The 18,053-nt window shown below is 70.5% G+C and carries 18 protein-coding genes and 1 tRNA gene; 13 read left to right on the top strand and 6 right to left on the bottom strand.

Features of this window, described 5'->3' with window-relative positions; genetic code table 11:
* On the top strand, window positions 1-349 hold a 349-nt coding region (locus DLJ58_RS25710; RefSeq protein ID WP_124860063.1), incomplete at its 5' end, for a PASTA domain-containing protein.
* Between the two features lie 7 nt (window positions 350-356).
* Here the strand turns inward: DLJ58_RS25710 and DLJ58_RS25705 are convergent.
* Both DLJ58_RS25705 and DLJ58_RS25700 read right to left on the bottom strand, forming a co-directional pair.
* Window positions 357-818, bottom strand: coding sequence for a hypothetical protein (locus tag DLJ58_RS25705; protein WP_124860061.1), 462 nt, complete (start codon window positions 816-818; stop codon window positions 357-359).
* Between the two features lie 98 nt (window positions 819-916).
* Window positions 917-1,201 (bottom strand): hypothetical protein, encoded by a 285-nt coding sequence (locus DLJ58_RS25700; RefSeq protein WP_124860059.1) that lies wholly within the window; start codon window positions 1,199-1,201, stop codon window positions 917-919.
* Between the two features lie 625 nt (window positions 1,202-1,826).
* Between DLJ58_RS25700 and DLJ58_RS25695 the strand changes: the two genes are divergently transcribed.
* The 3 genes from DLJ58_RS25695 to DLJ58_RS25685 all read left to right on the top strand — a co-directional run bounded on the left by DLJ58_RS25695 (window position 1,827) and on the right by DLJ58_RS25685 (window position 3,507).
* A complete protein-coding gene (locus DLJ58_RS25695; protein ID WP_091396372.1) occupies window positions 1,827-2,708 on the top strand; it encodes a helix-turn-helix domain-containing protein in 882 nt (293 codons plus the stop codon).
* Window positions 2,678-2,899 carry a DUF397 domain-containing protein gene (locus DLJ58_RS25690; RefSeq protein WP_091396369.1) on the top strand — a complete coding sequence of 74 codons (222 nt, stop codon included), beginning with the start codon at window positions 2,678-2,680 and terminating at the stop codon, window positions 2,897-2,899. The genes DLJ58_RS25695 and DLJ58_RS25690 overlap by 31 nt, the downstream gene beginning before the upstream one ends.
* 209 nt (window positions 2,900-3,108) lie before the next feature.
* Complete coding sequence (locus DLJ58_RS25685) at window positions 3,109-3,507, top strand: hypothetical protein (RefSeq protein WP_124860057.1); 399 nt, start codon at window positions 3,109-3,111, stop codon at window positions 3,505-3,507.
* Here DLJ58_RS25685 and DLJ58_RS25680 read toward each other — a convergent pair.
* The gene (locus DLJ58_RS25680) at window positions 3,475-4,074 is read right to left on the bottom strand and encodes a hypothetical protein (RefSeq protein ID WP_124860055.1); all 600 of its coding nucleotides are present in this window, start codon (window positions 4,072-4,074) and stop codon (window positions 3,475-3,477) included. The genes DLJ58_RS25685 and DLJ58_RS25680 overlap by 33 nt on opposite strands.
* 217 nt (window positions 4,075-4,291) lie before the next feature.
* Here DLJ58_RS25680 and DLJ58_RS25675 point away from each other — a divergent pair, with 217 nt between their 5' ends.
* Window positions 4,292-5,848: a S8 family peptidase gene (locus DLJ58_RS25675; RefSeq protein WP_124860053.1), complete on the top strand. Its 1,557-nt coding sequence runs from the start codon at window positions 4,292-4,294 to the stop codon at window positions 5,846-5,848.
* A gap of 68 nt (window positions 5,849-5,916) precedes the next feature.
* Here DLJ58_RS25675 and DLJ58_RS25670 read toward each other — a convergent pair whose 3' ends face one another.
* From DLJ58_RS25670 to DLJ58_RS25660, 3 genes are all read right to left on the bottom strand, one after another.
* Entirely contained in the window at window positions 5,917-6,723 is an 807-nt protein-coding gene (locus DLJ58_RS25670) for a WecB/TagA/CpsF family glycosyltransferase (protein ID WP_124860051.1), read from the bottom strand.
* Window positions 6,720-7,835 (bottom strand): NAD-dependent epimerase/dehydratase family protein, encoded by a 1,116-nt coding sequence (locus DLJ58_RS25665; RefSeq protein WP_208741330.1) that lies wholly within the window; start codon window positions 7,833-7,835, stop codon window positions 6,720-6,722. The genes DLJ58_RS25670 and DLJ58_RS25665 overlap by 4 nt, the downstream gene beginning before the upstream one ends.
* Window positions 7,836-7,899: 64 nt before the next feature.
* A tRNA-Leu gene (locus DLJ58_RS25660) sits at window positions 7,900-7,985 on the bottom strand.
* Window positions 7,986-8,191: 206 nt separating this feature from the next.
* On the opposite strand from DLJ58_RS25660, the gene DLJ58_RS25655 reads away from it, so the two are divergent.
* Genes DLJ58_RS25655 through DLJ58_RS25620 form a run of 8 tightly spaced genes read left to right on the top strand, consistent with a single transcriptional unit; the run spans window position 8,192 to window position 17,904 of the window.
* On the top strand, window positions 8,192-8,980 hold the full coding sequence (locus DLJ58_RS25655; protein ID WP_007454122.1) for an FhaA domain-containing protein: 789 nt from the start codon (window positions 8,192-8,194) through the stop codon (window positions 8,978-8,980).
* Between the two features lie 6 nt (window positions 8,981-8,986).
* Entirely contained in the window at window positions 8,987-9,472 is a 486-nt protein-coding gene (locus DLJ58_RS25650) for an FHA domain-containing protein FhaB/FipA (RefSeq protein WP_124860047.1), read from the top strand.
* Window positions 9,469-10,938, top strand: coding sequence for a PP2C family protein-serine/threonine phosphatase (locus DLJ58_RS25645; RefSeq protein WP_124860045.1), 1,470 nt, complete (start codon window positions 9,469-9,471; stop codon window positions 10,936-10,938). The genes DLJ58_RS25650 and DLJ58_RS25645 overlap by 4 nt, the downstream gene beginning before the upstream one ends.
* Before the next feature lie 30 nt (window positions 10,939-10,968).
* Window positions 10,969-12,462 (top strand): FtsW/RodA/SpoVE family cell cycle protein, encoded by a 1,494-nt coding sequence (locus DLJ58_RS25640; RefSeq protein ID WP_124860043.1) that lies wholly within the window; start codon window positions 10,969-10,971, stop codon window positions 12,460-12,462.
* Window positions 12,459-13,964, top strand: coding sequence for a peptidoglycan D,D-transpeptidase FtsI family protein (locus DLJ58_RS25635; protein ID WP_124860041.1), 1,506 nt, complete (start codon window positions 12,459-12,461; stop codon window positions 13,962-13,964). The genes DLJ58_RS25640 and DLJ58_RS25635 overlap by 4 nt, the downstream gene beginning before the upstream one ends.
* 1 nt (window position 13,965) lies before the next feature.
* Window positions 13,966-15,375, top strand: coding sequence for a serine/threonine-protein kinase (locus DLJ58_RS25630; protein WP_124860039.1), 1,410 nt, complete (start codon window positions 13,966-13,968; stop codon window positions 15,373-15,375).
* Window positions 15,372-17,189 (top strand): Stk1 family PASTA domain-containing Ser/Thr kinase, encoded by a 1,818-nt coding sequence (pknB, locus tag DLJ58_RS25625; RefSeq protein WP_124860037.1) that lies wholly within the window; start codon window positions 15,372-15,374, stop codon window positions 17,187-17,189. The genes DLJ58_RS25630 and pknB overlap by 4 nt, the downstream gene beginning before the upstream one ends.
* 19 nt (window positions 17,190-17,208) lie before the next feature.
* Window positions 17,209-17,904 (top strand): SanA/YdcF family protein, encoded by a 696-nt coding sequence (locus DLJ58_RS25620; RefSeq protein WP_124860035.1) that lies wholly within the window; start codon window positions 17,209-17,211, stop codon window positions 17,902-17,904.
* The last annotated feature ends 149 nt before the right edge of the window (window positions 17,905-18,053 follow it).

Raw genomic sequence — 18,053 nt, 5'->3', positions numbered from 1 at the left:
CAGTGCCCCCAGCACCCCGCCGACCAGCGCAGCCCCCACGTCGGCGGCGCCCACCAGTGAGTCGCCGAGCAGTTCGCCGACCACGGACGCGCCGGACGAGCTGCCGGTGCCTCCGCTCGCCGGCCTGCCGCAGGCCACCGCCGAAGGGCTGTTGACCCGGCTCGGCCTGGCCTACCGGGTGGTGTACCGACCGTCGGAGCTGCCTCCGGGGACGGTGGTGGGCACGGAGCCGGAGGCGGGCACGTCGGTGTCGACCGACGACGAGGTGTTGTTGATCATCTCGCAGGCCGACTCGCCGACAGGGGCGAGCCCGACCACGCCGAGCCCCACGGTGACGAGCACGCCGTGACCGCTGGTCACCACATCCGACGGCGGGTGCCGACGAGGCCGATGCCGGCCAGCGAGATGGCGAGGCCGAAGATGCCGGACCAGAAGAGGGAGCGGCGGATGTCCGTGGCGCTGTGTCCGGCCGGAGCGGCTTCGGTGAGTTCCTGACGGCCGTCGGACTGGCCGCCGGCACCCAGGCCGGACACCGGACCGGTCGGGTCGGCACCACCGGCGTGGTCGACCGGGGAGCCGGTGTCGATCCAGCCGGGTTCCTCGTAGACCGACTGACCGTCGCCCGTCGGCGGGTCGGAGTCGAGCACGGTGATCTCCGGTGCGGGCACCGGTGCGGTCAGCCGGGTGGACGACATCGCCGGGTCGCGGACGAGGACCAGGAGTGTCGCCATCGCCCCGAGGAGGGCGAGGAGTCCGAAGGCATAGGCGATACGGGAGCGGTGGTGCCGCCGCAGGGCGGGCTGATTGACCATGACCATCCCAGGGTCAGGGTCCTGGACGAGCGGGTGGAACGGTGCCGGGGTGGGCGTACCGATTCTATGGCGACGGCACGCCCACCGGCGGCGGTTCGGGTCGGTCAGCCCACCCGGAGCGGGGTACGCGCGACCGGGCGGCGGGCCCGCACGGTGTGCGGGCGGGGTTCGGGGGCGGCCTGCAGTTGCTGCAGCCCTTCCCGCTGGACGAAGATCGACCGTCGGGTGACCGCGTCGCCCGAGGCGTTCAACTCGTAGCCGTCGAGCCAGAGCCAGCCGTCGTAGGTCGGCCAGTCGAGCACCCGGATCACCCGGAACTTGATCGGCCTGAGGAACTGGACACTCGCCGCGCGTGTCACGTGCAGTACGTCACCGGTGCGGGGAAGCACATGGGCTCCTGGGGAGGATCGGCCGGCGGTTGCGCCGGCGGTGCCTGAACGGGGGACGTCTCGGCCGGTGACGGGGTCGTGCCTCGTGGACCGGTGGTGCGGATGGCGGTGGTCGGGCCGTACCCCGCTGGTGACGTGCCGTCACCCGACCACCACCCGGTTGCTTCCGGGAACGCGCCCGCCGCCGCAGCTTGCCGGCTTGCAGCGGCGGGGTCCTTACCCCGGAGCAGGTCTCGTTGTCGTCGGCCGGGCCGGCGTCGTGCCCGGTTTCCCCAGAGCGGCGGGGTCACCACTCCGAGGGACCGAACGGGGACGCTGAGTGATCCGTGCCATACGGACAGACTGCATCAGGGACGTGCTTCATGCAAGTTGCACGTCGACTTTTGCCGATACGTGAGCGAGTCGCGCGAAAGGCCTATTGAAGCCATCCGCGTCCGGGCGGCAGACTGAGGGCCGGTTTCGCCCGTCGCGGCCGGCCGAGGACCGGCACCACCCCTTTCGTCGCGAACGCTCGCCGGTCGACGATCGCGCCCCCGGCGGGTGTCACCCAGTGGCGCGTTACCGGAGGTAGCCCGAGTGGGGTCGAGCAGCCAGCGGCGGGGACCAGTGACTCACGGGTTGCGCGATGAGTGAGCGGCGCAGTCCCACCATCAGACGGCGGCGGCTCGGAGCCGAGCTGCGCCGCCAGCGGGAGTCCGCCGGAATCACCATCGAGGTGGTCGCCGAACAGTTGGAGTGCTCGGCGTCGAAGGTCTCCCGGATCGAGACCGGGCACACCACGGCCACACCGCGCGACGTGCGGGACATGCTGCGGATCTACGGCGTGGTCGGCGCCGAGAGCGACGAGCTCGTGCAGATCGCCCGGGAGGCCCGGCAGAAGGGCTGGTGGCACCCCTACAGCACGGTGCTCGTCGGCGCGTACGTCGGGCTGGAGGCGGCGGCCAGTTCGATCCGGGCGTACGAACAGCAGGTCGTTCCGGGTCTTCTGGAGACCGAGGAGTACGCCGGTGCCATGATCCGTGCCGCTCGGCCGGACTTCACCGCCGATCAGGTGCACCAAAGAGTGCGTGTCCGTTTGGGCCGTCAGTCGTTATTGACCCAGGACGATCCGGTCGATCTGTGGGTGGTGCTCGATGAGGCGGTGGTAAGTCGGCCGGTGGGCGGGGACGAGGTGATGCGCGGCCAACTCAAGCGGTTGGTCGAGGTGGCCGAGTTGCCGAACGTGACGCTGCAGATCCTGCCCTTCGAGGTGGGTGCGCATGCCGGCATGGACGGCACTTTCACGATCCTCAGCTTCCCTGAGCCCGGTGATCCGGATGTTGTGTACGCGGAGAACGCCACGGGTGGGCTTTTCCTCGAGAAGAGCGACGAACTACAGAAGTACAGCTTCATCTTCGATCACATCCGCGCTGCGGCCATACGTCCGGAGGAGTCCGTCGCACACATCGCAAAACTGGCAGAGGAGCCGTTGTGGAAATGGCGACCAAAGGGTTCCCCGTGGACCTGACGCAGGCAGCATGGTTCAAGAGCTCGAAGAGCGGGCCGAACTGTGACAACTGCGTGGAGGTGGCGTACGTGACGGGGGCGGTCGGAGTGCGGGACTCGAAGGACAAGGCGGGCCCCGCCCTGGTCTTCGCACCGGGTGACTGGCACTCCTTCGTTGCCGGCACCAGGGGTGGTGTGTTCGGCGCGGTCTGACCGACTGGTCAATGGAGTCCCCGTCCGGTTCGCCGGACGGGGACTCTGCCGTGTCCGCGGTGGGAGCGGCTGACGGTCGCGGCCCGGGGTCGGCGAGGTTCCGTCGGGAATCCCGTCGCCAGAGCGTCCCCGTCTCGTTGAACCGGTCGGTACGGCGCTGGTCGACGACCCGCCGCACCGACCCGCAACCGAGCGATTAGGCGAGACGGATGACGACGATCGGTTCAGAAAACCTCACCCCCGGTCCGGCGAAACCGGAGCGGTTCGGTGGCAAGTACCGCGGCGCTCGTCGGGACACGGTTCTGACCGAGGTGGTCTCGACCGACCAGGAGTTGAGCGGGCGGGAGGGTGCTTCCGAGACGACGGACCCTCCGCTCTCGCTGCCCTCGCTGGACCCGAACCCGCTGATCGAGCCGTCGTTCCCGCCGACGGGCTGGCCGATGGAGCCGCCCGAGTCCCTGGCGGACCACCCGTTGCTGCGTGGTCTGCTGATGGAGTTGCCGCCGAAGGGCACCGTGCCCTCGCAGGACTGGCTGGACCGCTGGTTCGAGGCGACCAGGTCGATCCTGGAGTTGCTATACGTGCAGGGCGCCAGCCGCCCGCGTTGATCCTGCGACGGCGGGCTGGGCCCGCTCCGCGAGGCGGTTGTGGCGCAGCGCGTGCCGTACCCCGATGGCGATCACCGCGAGCGCGCCGACGGTGATTGCCGGCCCGGTGACGCCGGGGTCGGCTCCGAGGTCGGTGCCGGCGGCGGCGATCAACGCCGGCACCGTGGCCAGGGCGGTGACCTGTAGTGGCAGCCCGACGAGCGGGTGGGCCGCGGCGGCGCGCAGTCCGTGCGGCGCGGGGGTGGCGGGGGCACTGGCGAACGCGCCCGCACCGGCCCACAGCCGGCGGATCCGTCGTACCGAGCAGACCGTCGCCACGAGCGCCGGGCCGGCGGCCACTGTGAGCCCGGCGGCGGCCCGGTCGACCGGCGCGGTGCCGCCGCTGAGCAGCCCGCCGCCGAGCACGGCCGCGGTGAGCGCCACGCCGGTGAGGGCCAGCACCAGCAGCCATCCGGTACGCCGACGCAGCATGCGGGTGTTGCGCAGCCGGGGAAGGCCGTCGGCAACGACGCCAGCGGCCAGCCAGACGGCGGCGACCGGGAGCAGGATGCTGAGCTGACTCTCCATGTTCGAGAGTCTTTCCCGAATCCCGACGAGGCGAATCCGGGCGTGTCCCCCGTTCGCCCCGGACGCCGGGCCCGTAGGGGGTCATCACTCGAAGGTTATGGCCGTTTCGACATGTTCAACTGCCCGACACCTGACCTACCCTCAGCTAGATCGGCAACTGTCGATTGATGTTGGGACCGGTGGTCACGTTCCACTGCCGGTCAGAGGGAGGTAGGAAATGGGTCTTCCACGAAGGTCCGTACTGATCGGGGTGGCTGCGGCGACCGTGCTGGCCGTCGGTACCCCAGCCCTGGCCGCCGAACCCGTGGGTGTGGTTCGGGCCGCCGGCGGAGCCACCGCCGTGCCGGACAGCTACATCGTCGTACTCAAGGACAGCGCCGTGGCCCGGGACCGGGTCGGCGACACCGCGAAGAGGCTCTCCGGCCGCCACGGCGGCACGGTGGCCCGCACCTACGGTGCGGCGCTGCGCGGCTTCGAGGTCAAGGTGAGCGCCAGCGCGGCGGCCCGGATCGCGGCCGACCCGGCAGTGGCGTACGTCGAGCAGAACCACACCGTCTCGATCTCCGGCACGCAGGCCAACCCGCCCTCCTGGGGCCTCGACCGGATCGACCAGCGCAACCTGCCGTTGGACAGCTCCTACACCTACCCGAACACGGCGAGCAACGTGCACGCCTACATCATCGACACCGGCATCAAGTTCTCGCACAACGACTTCGGCGGCCGGGCCACCTCCGGCTACGACGCCGTGGACGGCGGCGCGGCCGACGACTGCAACGGGCACGGCACGCACGTGGCCGGCACCGTCGGCGGGTCCGCGTACGGGGTGGCCAAGGGCGTCCAGCTCGTCGGCGTACGGGTGCTGAACTGCTCCGGCAGTGGCACCAACGCCGGTGTGATCGGTGGCGTCGACTGGGTCACCGCGAACGCGATCAAGCCGGCCGTGGCGAACATGAGCCTCGGCGGCGGCGCGAACACCTCACTGGACAACGCCGTCCGCAACTCGATCGCCTCGGGCGTCACGTATGGTCTCGCGGCCGGCAACGACAGCGGCGCGAACGCCTGCAACACCTCGCCGGCGCGCACCACGGAAGCCATCACGGTGGGCTCGACGACCAGCACGGACGCCCGCTCGTCGTTCTCCAACGTCGGCACCTGCCTGGACATCTTCGCGCCCGGCTCGTCGATCACCTCCGCCTGGTACACCAGCAACACCGCTACCAACACGATCAGCGGCACCTCGATGGCCACCCCGCACGTGGTCGGGGCGGCAGCCCTGGTGGCCAGCGCCAACCCGAGCTGGACCCCGGCCCAGGTCCGCAACCAACTGGTGGCCAACGCCACCCCCAACGTGGTGGGCAACCCCGGCTCGGGCTCGCCGAACCTGTTGCTCTACGTGGGCACCGGCAGCACCCCGCCGCCGCCCACCGGCTGCACCGGCACCAACGGCACCGACGTGTCGATCCCGGACGCCGGGTCGGCGGTGACCAGCTCGATCACCATCTCCGGCTGCGGTCGCAACGCCTCCTCGGCCTCCACCGTGGCGGTGAACATCGTGCACACCTACCGCGGTGACCTGGTCATCGACCTGCTCGCCCCGGACGGCAGCTCGTACCGGCTGAAGAACAGCAGCACCTCGGACAGCGCCGACAACGTGAACGCCACGTACACGGTCAACGTGTCCGGTGAGGCCGCCGACGGCATCTGGCGACTTCAGGTGCGGGACACCTACTCGGCCGACACCGGCTACATCAACACCTGGACCCTGACCGTCTGACCGGTCTCTCACGACCGAGGCCCCACCCGGGCATCACCGGGTGGGGCCTCGCGTCGTACGGATCGGGGTCAGACCGAGAAGGTGGCCGGCCGATCGGTAGCCGGGGCCGGCGGGCGGGCCTTCCACAGGCCGATCTTCTGCGCGGCGAGCCGGCTCAGGTAAATCGGGTTGAGGATGATGTAGCGGCGCCAGAGCCGCTTCGGCTCGAGACCGAGGCGCCAGAACCACTCGAGGCCGGCACGCTGCATCCACGGCGGGGGCTGGCGCAGCAGCCCGGCGTGGTAGTCGAAGGCCGCGCCGACCGCCATCAGTGGCATGTCGAGCAGCGGCCGCATGGCGTACGTGAAGACCTCCTGGCGCGGGCAGCCGAGCCCGACCAGCACCAACCGGGCGCCACTGGACCGGATCCGGTCGGCGATCTCGGCGTCCTCACCGGGCTGGACGGCACGGAACTTGGACGGCTCCACCCCGGCGATCTTCAGCGCCGGGAACATCCGCTCCAGGGCCGGGATCAACCGGGCGAGGGTCTCCTCGGTCGAGCCGTACAGGTAGACCGGCAGCCCCTCGTCGGCGAAGCGCGACAGCACGTGCAGGGTCAGGGTCGGCCCGTACACCCGGTCGCTGAGCCCGGCGTGGTGCAGCAGGTTGAGCGCCCACCGCACCGGCTGCCCGTCCGGCGTGACCACGTCGAAGGAGTTGAGCCGCGCGTTGTGCGCCGGGTCGAGCACCCCGGTCATCACACCGTGCACGGCCAACGCGGTCAGCGCGAGGGGGCGCCGCTCGTGTGCCGCGGTCACCACCGCGTCGGTCGCCGTGGCGTAGTCGGTGGCGTCGACCAGGACGCCGAGCACGTTGCGCTTCGTCCGGGCGCTCATGGCTGCGCCACCCACTTGTCCACGTTGGCCTCGTAGATCTCCCGCAGGATCATCGGCACGTCGTAGGTGATCTTCCAGTCCGGATACTGCGTCTCGAACCGGGCCATGCTGCTCACGTACCACTGGTGGTCGCCGGTGCGGTTCTGCTCGACGTAGTTGATCCGCGCCTCACGGCCGGTGATCTCCTCCGCGATCCGGAACGCCTCGATGTGCGAGGTGTTGGAGTGCCGGCCGCCACCGAGGTTGTAGACCTCCGCGGATCGCGGGGCCCGGAAGAACGCCTCGAATGCGGTCAGCACGTCGTGCGAGTGGATCGCGTCCCGAACCATCTTGCCCTTGTAGCCGAAGAGGTTGTACGTCCGGCCCTCCATGACGCAGCGCATCAGATAGGCCAGGAACCCGTGCAGCTCGGCCGCGGAGTGCGCCGGGCCGGTCAGGGTGCCGCCCCGGAAGCAGGCGGTCTTCATGTCGAAGTAGCGCCCGTACTCCTGGACCATCACGTCCGCGGCGACCTTGGAGGCGCCGAAGACCGAGTGCAGCGAGTGGTCGATCGACATCTCTTCGGTGATGCCCTCGTACCAGCGGTGGTCCTCGGGCAGCTCGTACCGGGTCTCCAACTCGATGAGCGGCAGGCTGTTGGGCCGGTCGCCGTACACCTTGTTCGTCGAGCAGTGGATGAACGGCGCGTCGATCGCGTGCCGGCGGGTGTTCTCCAGGATGTTGAGCGTGCCGCCGGCGTTCACGTCGAAGTCCGTGTACGGCTCCTTGGCTGCCCAGTCATGGCTCGGCTGGGCGGCGCTGTGGATCACCACGGCGATGTCCGAGCCGTACTTCTTGAACACCTGCTCCAGACCGTCCCGGTCCCGGATGTCCACCGCGAAGTGGGTGTAGGCGTTACCCAGGTCACGGCCGAGCCGTTCCAGGCTCCACGAGGTGGAGCCGTCCTCGCCGAAGAAGTACCGGCGCATGTCGTTGTCGATGCCGACGACGTCCAGACCGAGGCCGGCGAAATGCCGGACCGCTTCGGAGCCGATCAGACCACCCGACCCTGTCACCAACGCGACACTCACACGCCACTCCTGGTCCATCGGAGGCAGAATCCATCGGAGCATAGCGTGACGTCCAGCACGCCCCGATATGACGGAAGGGCCCCGCATGAAGCGGAGCCCTCGTCGGTGGTGGGGATGGGGGGAGTTGAACCCCCACGCCCTTTCGGGCACACGGACCTGAACCGTGCGCGTCTGCCATTCCGCCACATCCCCGTGGCACAACCCGGAACACTCTAGCTGCCCGGCCCCGCTGTCTCCAACGGGCTTCGGGAATACTACGCTGTCCCTGACGCTCGCCACGAGCGGTTACCGTTCGTGGCGGACGAAAGATTAGCACGACAGTCCCGGCCCTTCCGAACGGGTCGAGAGCAGCCGGCCGAGCGGCGTGTGAGCTGCGCGCGCGCCGGCCGGATACCATCATGTCCTCGGGACCCGAGGAGGAGCCGGTGAGCGTGCTGCAACGCTTCGAGAAGCGTCTGGAAGGCCTGGTCGAAGGGGCCTTCGCCAAGGTCTTCAAAGGGGTGGTCCACCCCGTGGAGATCCTCAACGCCATGCAGCGGGAGGCCGAGGCGCACAAGGCGATCCTGGCCGGTGGGCGCACGTTGGTGCCCAACCGCTACGTGATCGATCTCTCGCCGTTCGACCACAGTCGGCTGGCGCCGTACGCCGCCGCGCTGGCCCAGGAGTTGGCCCAGTCGCAGGCGGAGTTCATCGGCGAGCAGGCGTGGACGGTCTACGGCGACGTGATCGTCGAGATCGAGCGAGGCGAGGGCCTGGACACGGGCATGTTCCGTGTCACGGCCGAGGTCTACACCGGCGGCGAGGTCGCCCCGGTGTCGGCACCCGGCTACGACGCCGGCCCGCCCGCCTACCCCGCGTACGACCAGGGCGGTGGCTACGGCCCGCCGCCCGGGCACGGTGGCGGTCGCAACGTGCGGCTGGTCTCCGGCGACGGGCGCACCTACCCCCTCCAGATGGGGTCGACGGTGATCGGTCGTGGCGACCAGGCCAACCTGCGTCTGCCCGACGTCGGCATCTCCCGGCGACACGCCCGGCTGGATTTCGACGGGGGCCAGGTCGTGCTGACCGACCTGGGTTCGACCAACGGCACCATGGTGAACGGGCAGCGGGTCTCCGCCGTCGCGCTCAACCCCGGTGACATGGTCCAGCTCGGGACGACGACGCTGACCTTCCGCGTGGACGGCTGACCCGCCTTGCCGGAACTGGTCATCACCGTTGCCCGGTTCGGGTTCCTGATCCTGCTGTGGATCTTCGTGTTCACGGTGGTCGGCGTGATCCGCAGGGACCTCTTCGCGGGCGCCCGGTCCGGTCGTCTGGTGGCCGCGCCACGCGCGGTGGGCGCCTCGACGGGGCAGGCGTCCAAGCCAGCGAAAGTGAAACGGGGCAGAGCGGCGCACCAGCTGGTGGTGACGGCCGGTCAGCTGGCCGGCACCAAAATCACTCTCGGGGAAGCGCAGATCACCATCGGTCGGGCTGAGGACTCCACCCTGGTCATCACCGACGACTACGCCTCCGCGCGACACGCCCGGCTCGTGCCGCGTGAGGGGCAGTGGTACGTCGAGGACCTTGGCTCGACTAACGGCACGTACCTCGATCGCGCTAAGGTCTCCGGACCAACCCCCGTCCCCCTCGGCGTGCCGATCCGGATCGGCCGCACTTCCCTCGAATTACGGCCATGACTCTGACCCTGCGCTATGCGGCCCACAGCGACCGCGGTCTGATCCGAGACGGCAATCAAGACTCCGTCTACGCCGGGCCGCGGTTACTCGCCGTTGCCGACGGCATGGGCGGTATGGCCGCCGGTGACGTCGCCAGCAACATCGTCATCGGTGCCATGGCGCCGCTCGACGAGGACGTCCCAGGGGACGCTCTCGTCGACGCGTTGCGTTCGGCAGTGGGCACCGCCAACCAACAACTCCGCGACACAGTGGACGCCAACCCGCAGCTGGAGGGGATGGGCACCACGCTGACGGCGACCCTCTTCACCGGCAGCAAGCTCGGGATGGTCCACATTGGCGACTCGCGGGCCTACCTGCTGCGCAATGGCGAGTTCGCGCAGATCACCAAGGACGACACCTACGTCCAGATGCTGGTCGACGAAGGCCGCATCAGCGCCGAGGAGGCGAGCAGTCACCCGCAGCGGTCCCTGCTCACCCGCGCCCTCGACGGTCGGGACATCGACCCGGAATACTCGGTCCGCCAGGTCATGCCTGGCGACCGGTACCTGATCTGCAGCGACGGCCTCTCGGGTGTGGTCAGCGCCGAAACCATCGGCGAGACCCTGCGGGAATACACGGACCCGCAGCAGTGCGTCGAGCGGCTGGTGCAGCTCGCGCTGCGCGGCGGTGGGCCGGACAACATCACGGTGATCATCGCCGACGCCACCGACCAGGACATCGTCGAGGCGACCCCGATCGTGGGCGGCGCCGCCGCCCGGGACCGGGGCATGGCGACCGCCGCCGACGACTCGACTCCGGCCGCCCGAGCCTCGGCGCTCTCCGCGCCGCGTCCGGCCGCGCCCGAGGAGCCGGCGGCCTCCGACGATGACGCCGACCGGCCGAAGCGACGCCCGGTCCGGACCGCCGCCATGGCGCTGGCCCTGCTGGTGATCGTCGGCGGTGCGTCGTTCGGTGGCTGGACGTACACCCAGCGGCAGTACTACGTGGGAGCCACCGAAGAGGGCCAGGTTGCCGTCTTCCGCGGTGTCCAGGGTCAGATCGCCGGGATGGACCTGTCCAGCGTGCACCGCCGCAGCGGCACCCGCCTGGACGACCTCACAGTCGCCGCACAGGACACGGTCAAGGTCGGCATCCGGGCGAAGAGTGAGCCGGACGCCGAGCGTCAGCTCGCCGAGCTGACCAGCGACACGCCGAGCAACCCCAACCTGAAGCCGCTCTGCCCGCTCGACCCGACCGCCGCCGGGGTCAACACGCCGACGCCGACGCCGCTCGGTTCGACGCCGACCCCGAACGGCAGCCCGAGCGCCAACGCGTCGCCGACCCCCGACGGGGTTGTCAGCGTGAGCCCGACCGCCGGTGCCACCACCGCTCTCGGTGGGGCCGGCGCGACCACCACACCCGACGTCACGCCCTCCGACTCGGCCACGCCGGCGCTCGACCCGGCCGGCTGCCGGTCTCCTGAGTGAGCGTCGGCTGAGATCCTGAGGACCCAACCCGTGACCGTAGCGGCCACACCGGCACCCTCGCCCGCCACCGCGGGCGAGCAATCCGGCGTACGCCTGGCGCGGTCGCGCCGTAACGCCGAGCTGTACCTGTTGTTGCTCGCGATGGTGCTGGTGGCCGCGTACGGGGCGACCGTCGAGGCGAACCTGCTGGACACGGTCACCCCGGACTTCTGGATGCCGGCCGCCGCGCTCGGCGCGGTCTTCCTCGGCCTGCACCTGGTCATCCGGTTCCTGGCCCCGTTCGCCGACCCGGCGCTGTTGCCGGCGGTGGCCCTGCTCAACGGCCTCGGGGTGGGCTTCCTGCGCCGGATCGACCTGGGTGACGCCCCGGTGGCCGAACGGGAGAGCCTGGCCGTCTTCGCGGGGCAGGGCGGGCGTCAGCTGGCCTGGACGCTCGGTGCGGTGATCCTCGCCGCCGGCCTGCTCGCGATCATGCGCGACCACCGGTCTATCTCGCGGTACGCGTACACCCTGGGGTTGGCCGGCATCGTGCTGGTGATGATCCCGGCGGTGCTGCCGTCGAGCATCTCCGAGATCAACGGCGCGAAGCTGTGGATCCGGGTCGGCAGCTTCTCCATCCAGCCGGGTGAGTTCGCCAAGCTCGCGCTGCTGGTCTTCTTCGCCTATTACCTGGTGCGCAAGCGTGAGGTGCTCTCGCTGGCCAGCCGGCGCTTCCTCGGCATCGACTTCCCGCGTGGCCGCGACCTCGGGCCGGTGGTCGGCGTCTGGCTGATCAGCGTCCTGGTGCTGGTCTTCGAGAAGGACCTGGGCACCTCGCTGCTCTACTTCGGCATGTTCGTGGTGACGCTCTACATCGCCACCGAACGGGTCAGTTGGCTGCTGATCGGCTTGGTCCTCTTCTTCGGCGGCGCGTACCTCGCCTACGTCCTCGGCTCGACGGTCGGCGGGCCGTTCGCCAACTTCTACGTGCGGGCGGAGATCTGGCTCGACCCGTTCGCCGACCCGACCAACAAGGGCTACCAACTCGTGCAGGGCCTGCTGGCCTTGGGCACGGGCGGGCTCTTCGGTGCCGGGCCGGGAGGCGGACAGCCGGAGATCCTGCCCGAGGTGCAGAACGACTTCATCTTCGCCGGCATCGGTGAGGAGATCGGCCTCTTCGGCCTCTCCGCGCTGCTGGTCGTCTACCTGCTCATCGTGGAGCGCGGGCTGCGCGCCGCGCTCGCGGTCCGGGATTCGTTCGGCAAGCTGCTCGCCGGTGGTCTCGCGTTCACCCTCGGCCTCCAGGTCTTCGTGATCGTCGGCGGGATCAGCAAACTCATCCCGCTGACCGGTCAGACCACCCCGTTTCTGTCCGCCGGTGGCTCGTCGTTGATGGCCAACTGGTTGCTCATCGCGGTGCTGCTGCGGGTCTCCGACGGCGCCCGCCGACCGGTGACCGGAGGAGGCGGCGGCAAGGCGGCTCGTCCCAGCGGTGGCCCGCCCGAGCAGCTGCACGGTGCTCCCACGGAGGTGATCAAGCCGTGAACGCACCCCTGCGCCGCGTTGGCGTCGTCGTCATGGTCCTGTTCGGTCTGCTCTTCGCCAACCTCAACTGGATCCAGGCCTACAAGGCGGACGAATACCGGACCAGCGACTACAACGGTCGGGTCCAGGTCGCCGAGTACGACCGCAAGCGCGGCAACATCGAGGCTGGCGGCACGGCCGTGGCCACCAGCAAGGAGACCACCGGCAACCTGAAGTTCCTGCGCACCTATCCCAGCGGCGCCAAGTACGCCCACGTGCTCGGTTACAAGCCGGTCAACCTGGCCGACCAGGGCATCGAGCGGGTGGAGAACGACTTCCTGGCCGGCACCAGCGACCAGCTGATCGGTGACCGGTTGAAGGACATGTTCACCGGCGACGACACCGGCGGTGGCAACGTGCTGCTCACGCTCTCCAAGCGAGCCCAGGACGTGGCGTACGACCAGCTGCGCAACAACGAGGTGGGCGCGAAGCGCGGTGCGGCGATCGCCATCGACCCGCGTACCGGTGCCGTCCAGGCGCTGGTCTCCATGCCGAGCTTCGACCCGAACCCGCTGGCCAGTCACGACACCAACGAGGCGGCGGCGGCGTACAACAAGCTGGAGAAGGACCCGGAAGGTCCGCTGAAGAACCGCGCGCTCTCCGAGACACTGCCGCCGGGCTCCACCTTCAAGATCGTGGTCGCCGCGGCGGCGCTGGAGAACGGCGTCACCAAGACCACCCAGATCCCGGCCGGTTCCAGCTACACCGCGCCCACCTCGGGCACCCCGATCCGCAACGCCAATCCGTCGATCTGCCCGGGTCGGCAGGTCACCCTGCTGGAGGCGGTCACCGAGTCGTGCAACACCGGCTTCGCCCAGCTCGGCGTGCGGCTCGGCGCGGAGACTGTCAAGGAGAAGGCCCGCCAGTTCGGTTTCGAGCAGGACGACCTGACCGTCGGCCAGCTCGGCGAGGGCGGCCTGCCCACGGCGGCCAGTCGGACCGGGACCATGCAGAACCAGGACGGCAGCACCGACCCGGCCGCGCTGGCCCAGTCCTCGATCGGCCAGAACAACGTCCGGATGACGCCCCTCGAAGGCGCCATGATCGCCGGCTCGATCGCCAACAACGGCAGCCAGATGCGACCGTACCTGGTGCGGCAGCTGCTCGCCCCGGACCGGACCACCAGCTACTACAGCGCGAAGGCGCGGGAGCTGCGCCAACCCGTCGAGCCGCAGGTCGCCGCCGACCTGCGCGAGATGATGGTCAGCGTGGTCCAGAACGGCACCGGCGGGAAGGCCGCGATCAACGGCTACACGGTCGGCGGCAAGACCGGCACCGCCCAGTCCGCCCCGGACCGGCCCGACCACGGCTGGTTCATCGGCTTCGCCCTCGACAAGAACGGCAACCCGGTCTCCGCGGTCTGCGTGGTGCTGGAGCAGGCCGGCCCCGGCGGTAGCGGCGAGGCCGCTCGGATCGCCGGCCAGATCATGCGGGCCGCAATCGCCGACCCAGGGGGGCGCTGACATGCTCAGCCCCGGCGTGCAGCTCGGCAACCGCTACCGTCTCGACGAGCGGATCGCCAGCGGCGGCATGGGCGACGTCTGGCGCGGCACCGACCAGGTGCTCGGCCGGACGGTCGCGGTGAAGAGCTTGCTCCCCGCCCTGCTCGACGACCCGGACTTCGGCGAGCGGTTCCGCGGCGAGGCCCGCACCATGGCCACCATCAACCATCCCGGCGTGGTGGACGTCTACGACTTCGGCAACGACCAGCAGATCGCCTTCCTGGTCATGGAGTACGTCGAGGGTGACGCCCTGTCGTCCACGTTGAGCCGGGTCGGCCGGCTCACTCCGGCCCGGACGATGGCCCTCGTCGCGCAGGCCGCCGACGCGCTGCACGCCGCGCACGAGAAGGGCATCGTGCACCGCGACGTGAAACCGGGCAACCTGCTGGTCCGGCCGAACGGCACGCTGGTGCTGACCGACTTCGGCATCGCCCGCTCCGACATGGTCGGCCAGCTCACCGCAGCCGGTTCGGTGCTCGGCACCGCCTCGTACATCTCGCCGGAGCAGGCCACCGGCGGCGTGGCCACCCCGGCGTCCGACGTGTACGCCCTGGGCGTGGTCGCCTACCAGTGCCTGGCCGGTCGGCGGCCGTTCGAGGGGGACAACCCCCTCGACATCGCGATGCGGCACGTCCGGGAGACGCCCCGGCCCCTGCCGGCCGACATCCCTCCGCAGGTGCGCGCCCTGGTGGAACGGGCGTTGGCCAAGGATCCGGCCGCCCGCTGGCCGAGCGCCGCCGCACTGGCCGGGGTGGCCCGTCAGCTCAAGGCCGCGCTCTCCCAGCAGGCTCGGGCCGGTGGCAACTCCGGGCCGGTCTCCGCAGCGCCCGCCTCACCCGCCGCGCCCGGCCGGGCCCAGGTGCCGCAGGCGCACCAGATGCGTCCGCCGGCTGGCCGCCCGCCGGTGGCCGGGCAACGCCCGACCGCGATCGCACCCGCCCAACAGCCACGCCCCACCGCCGTCGCGCCGGCCGTCCAGCCGGGCCGGCCGCAGGGCGCACCGAACGGCTACCCGCGCGGTGCCGCAGCGGTGCCGTCCGGGCCGCCTCGGCAGGAACACCCGCCGGCGTACGTCCGGCAGGCCGGCCCGGCGACACCGTCACCTCAGCCCCAGCGATCGCGGCCTGGAATGGTGCTTCTCGCCATCCTGCTGGCCGTGCTGGTCCTGCTCTGCTCTGGCGTGATTTCCTACAACCTACGGAAGCAGTCGCAGGCCGGTGTATCCGCCGGGCTGGCGCCGCGCACCGTGGCGTCCGGCGCGCTACGACCCGACGGGCGCGACGATCCGACCTGGACGTCGTACCGTCGGGAGGTACGACTCCAGCCGGACGACGGCGGGACGACGACGAGCGAAGGACGACAGACGCGATGACAGCGCAGGCCCGCCTGCTCGGTGGCAGGTACCAGGTCGGCGAGCTGCTCGGCTATGGCGGCATGGCCGAGGTGCACCGTGGTCGCGATCTCCGGCTCGGTCGGGACGTCGCGATCAAGATGCTCCGCACCGACCTCGCCCGGGACGCGACGTTCCAGATGCGGTTCCGCCGGGAGGCGCAGAACGCCGCCTCGCTCAACCACCCGGCCATCGTGGCGGTCTACGACACGGGCGAGGAGACCGCGCCGACCGGTGAGACGCTGCCGTTCATCGTCATGGAGTTCGTCAACGGGCGGACCTTGAAGGAGGTCCTCGGGGCCGAGGGGCGACTCCAGCCGCGCCGCGCCCTGGAGATCTGCGCCGACATGTGCGCCGCACTGGAGTTCAGCCACCGGCACGGCATCATCCACCGGGACATCAAGCCCGGCAACGTGATGCTCACCCAGACCGGCCAGGTCAAGGTGATGGACTTCGGCATCGCCCGGGCTCTGGCCAGCGGTGCGACCACGATGACGCAGACCAGCGCGGTCATCGGCACGGCCCAGTATCTTTCCCCGGAGCAGGCACGCGGCGAGGCCGTCGACGCCCGCTCCGACGTGTACGCGGCCGGTTGCGTGCTCTTCGAGCTGGTCTGCGGGCACCCGCCGTTCGTCGGGGACAGCCCGGTCAGCGTCGCGTACCAGCACGTGCGGGAGACGCCGCCGACGCCGAGCGACATCAACCCGGACGTCACCCCGGCCGTCGACGCGATCGTGCTCAAGGCGCTGTCGAAGAACCCGCTCAACCGCTACCAGAGCGCTGGCGAGATGCGGGCCGACCTGCTGCGCGCCGCCGCCGGCCGGCCCGTGCTGGCCACCCCGGTGCTGCGCGAGGCGGAGACGGTGGCGATGGCCCCGGCCGGCGGCGGGGGCGGCTATCCGCCTTCCGGCCGTGGGCCGCAGACCGGGCAGATCCCGGCCCGGGTGGGCGACCCCCGGCAGCGCAAGGCGTCCTCCTGGCTGATCGCGATGTTCAGCGCGGTCGGCGTACTGGCGGTGATCGCCCTGGTCGCCGCCCTGCTCTGGAACCAGCAGAAGGACAAGGACCTGAAGTCGGTGCCCACCCTCACCGGCAAGGCCCGGGACGTGGCGATCGCCGAGATCCAGAAAGCCGGCCTGGCCGCACAGGTCGGTGACCCGGTGCTGGCCAGTGACTGCACAGTGGGCACTGTCGTTCAGCAGAACCCGCCGCCGACCACCCAGGTGGAGCAGAACCGCACGGTCACCATTCAGATCTGTGGCGGCAAGCCCGAGGTGCGCGTCCCCGCCGGGCTCAAGGGCAGCAAGCGGGAGAGCGCCATCGCCCGGCTCACCGAGGCGAAACTGACGTTCGACGTCAAGACGGTGAACGACGAGGCAAGCCAGGACGAGGTCCTGGATGTCGACCCGCCCTCGGGCGAGAGCGTTCCCGAAGGCACGAAGGTCACGCTCACGGTCTCGAAGGGCAACGTCCGCGAGGTGCCGGACGTCGTCGGACTGGGCCAGGAGGAGGCCACCCGCGTCCTCAAGAACGCCGGCTTCACGCCCGTCGTACAGAACGGGCCGGAGGTGCCCGCCGACCAGGCGGGGAAGGTCACCGACCAGAGCCCGAACGGCAACGACAAGAAGCCCACCGGCACGAAGGTGACCATCAAGGTGAGTCAACCCGAGCCGGAGACCGACCCGACGCCGACGACCACGCCGACGACCACGCCGACGACCACGCCGACCACTCCCGGCGGCGGGGGCGGCATTGGTCTGCCGATTCCACCCCCGCCGGGCCGGCCCCAGGACTAGGCCACCCGGGGGCATCGGCATGACGCAGGCGGAAGCGTCCCCGGTCGGACCGGTGCGGCGGTGGCCCCGCCGCCTCCGCCGGCTGGCCGTCGCGGGCCTCGTCGTGCTGGTGCTCGCCAGTTCGCCGTGGCTGTGGACGACGCTCGCCGCACGCGGGCACGTGCACACCGTCGCCGACGCGCCGACCGCCGACGTGGTGATCGTGCTCGGCACCGAGGTGGCCGCCGATCGGCAGCGGCCCGGGGACCGTCTCGCCGGCCGCCTGGACACCGCCGCCGAGTTGGTGGCCAGCGGGCGGGCCACTGTCGTCCTCGTGTCGGGCGACGGCGGTGGCGCGTCCGGCGACGAGCCGGCGGTGATGACGACGTACCTCGCCGAGCGCGGCGTCGACAGGCGTCGGGTGGTGGCCGACCCGTTCGGCCTGGACACCTACGACAGCTGCGCGAGAGCGCGCGAGGTGTACGGCGTCGAGCGGGCCCTGATCGTCACCCAGTCGTACCACCTGTCCCGGGCGGTGACGCTGTGTCGGCAGCTCGGCCTCGACGTCGACGGGGTGACCGCCCGCTGCGACAGTTGCAGCACTGCCCTGCTCGCCGAGAAGTCGGTTCGGGACTACTTCGCCAGTGGCAAGGCGGCGTGGGACGCGGTGCGCGACCGACCGCCGGCGGTGCGTTCGCCCGCGGACCCCGCGATCCAGAACGCGCTGCGTGGCTGATCCGGTCGCCATCGGCTCCCCGACAGATCCGGTGACCGGGCCCTGACCTCGGCTCCGCGATCTTGCACATACTGTCGCGACATATGGGGCATTCCACCGATATCGACTGCCGAAACTGCAAGATCGGCGGGGTGGGGGTGGCGCGGGGC

It is taken from the genome of Micromonospora arida (assembly GCF_003857035.1).
GTDB lineage: Bacteria > Actinomycetota > Actinomycetes > Mycobacteriales > Micromonosporaceae > Micromonospora > Micromonospora arida.
Note: the sequence above shows the minus strand (reverse complement) of the source record. Positions and strands in the feature narration are given on the sequence as shown.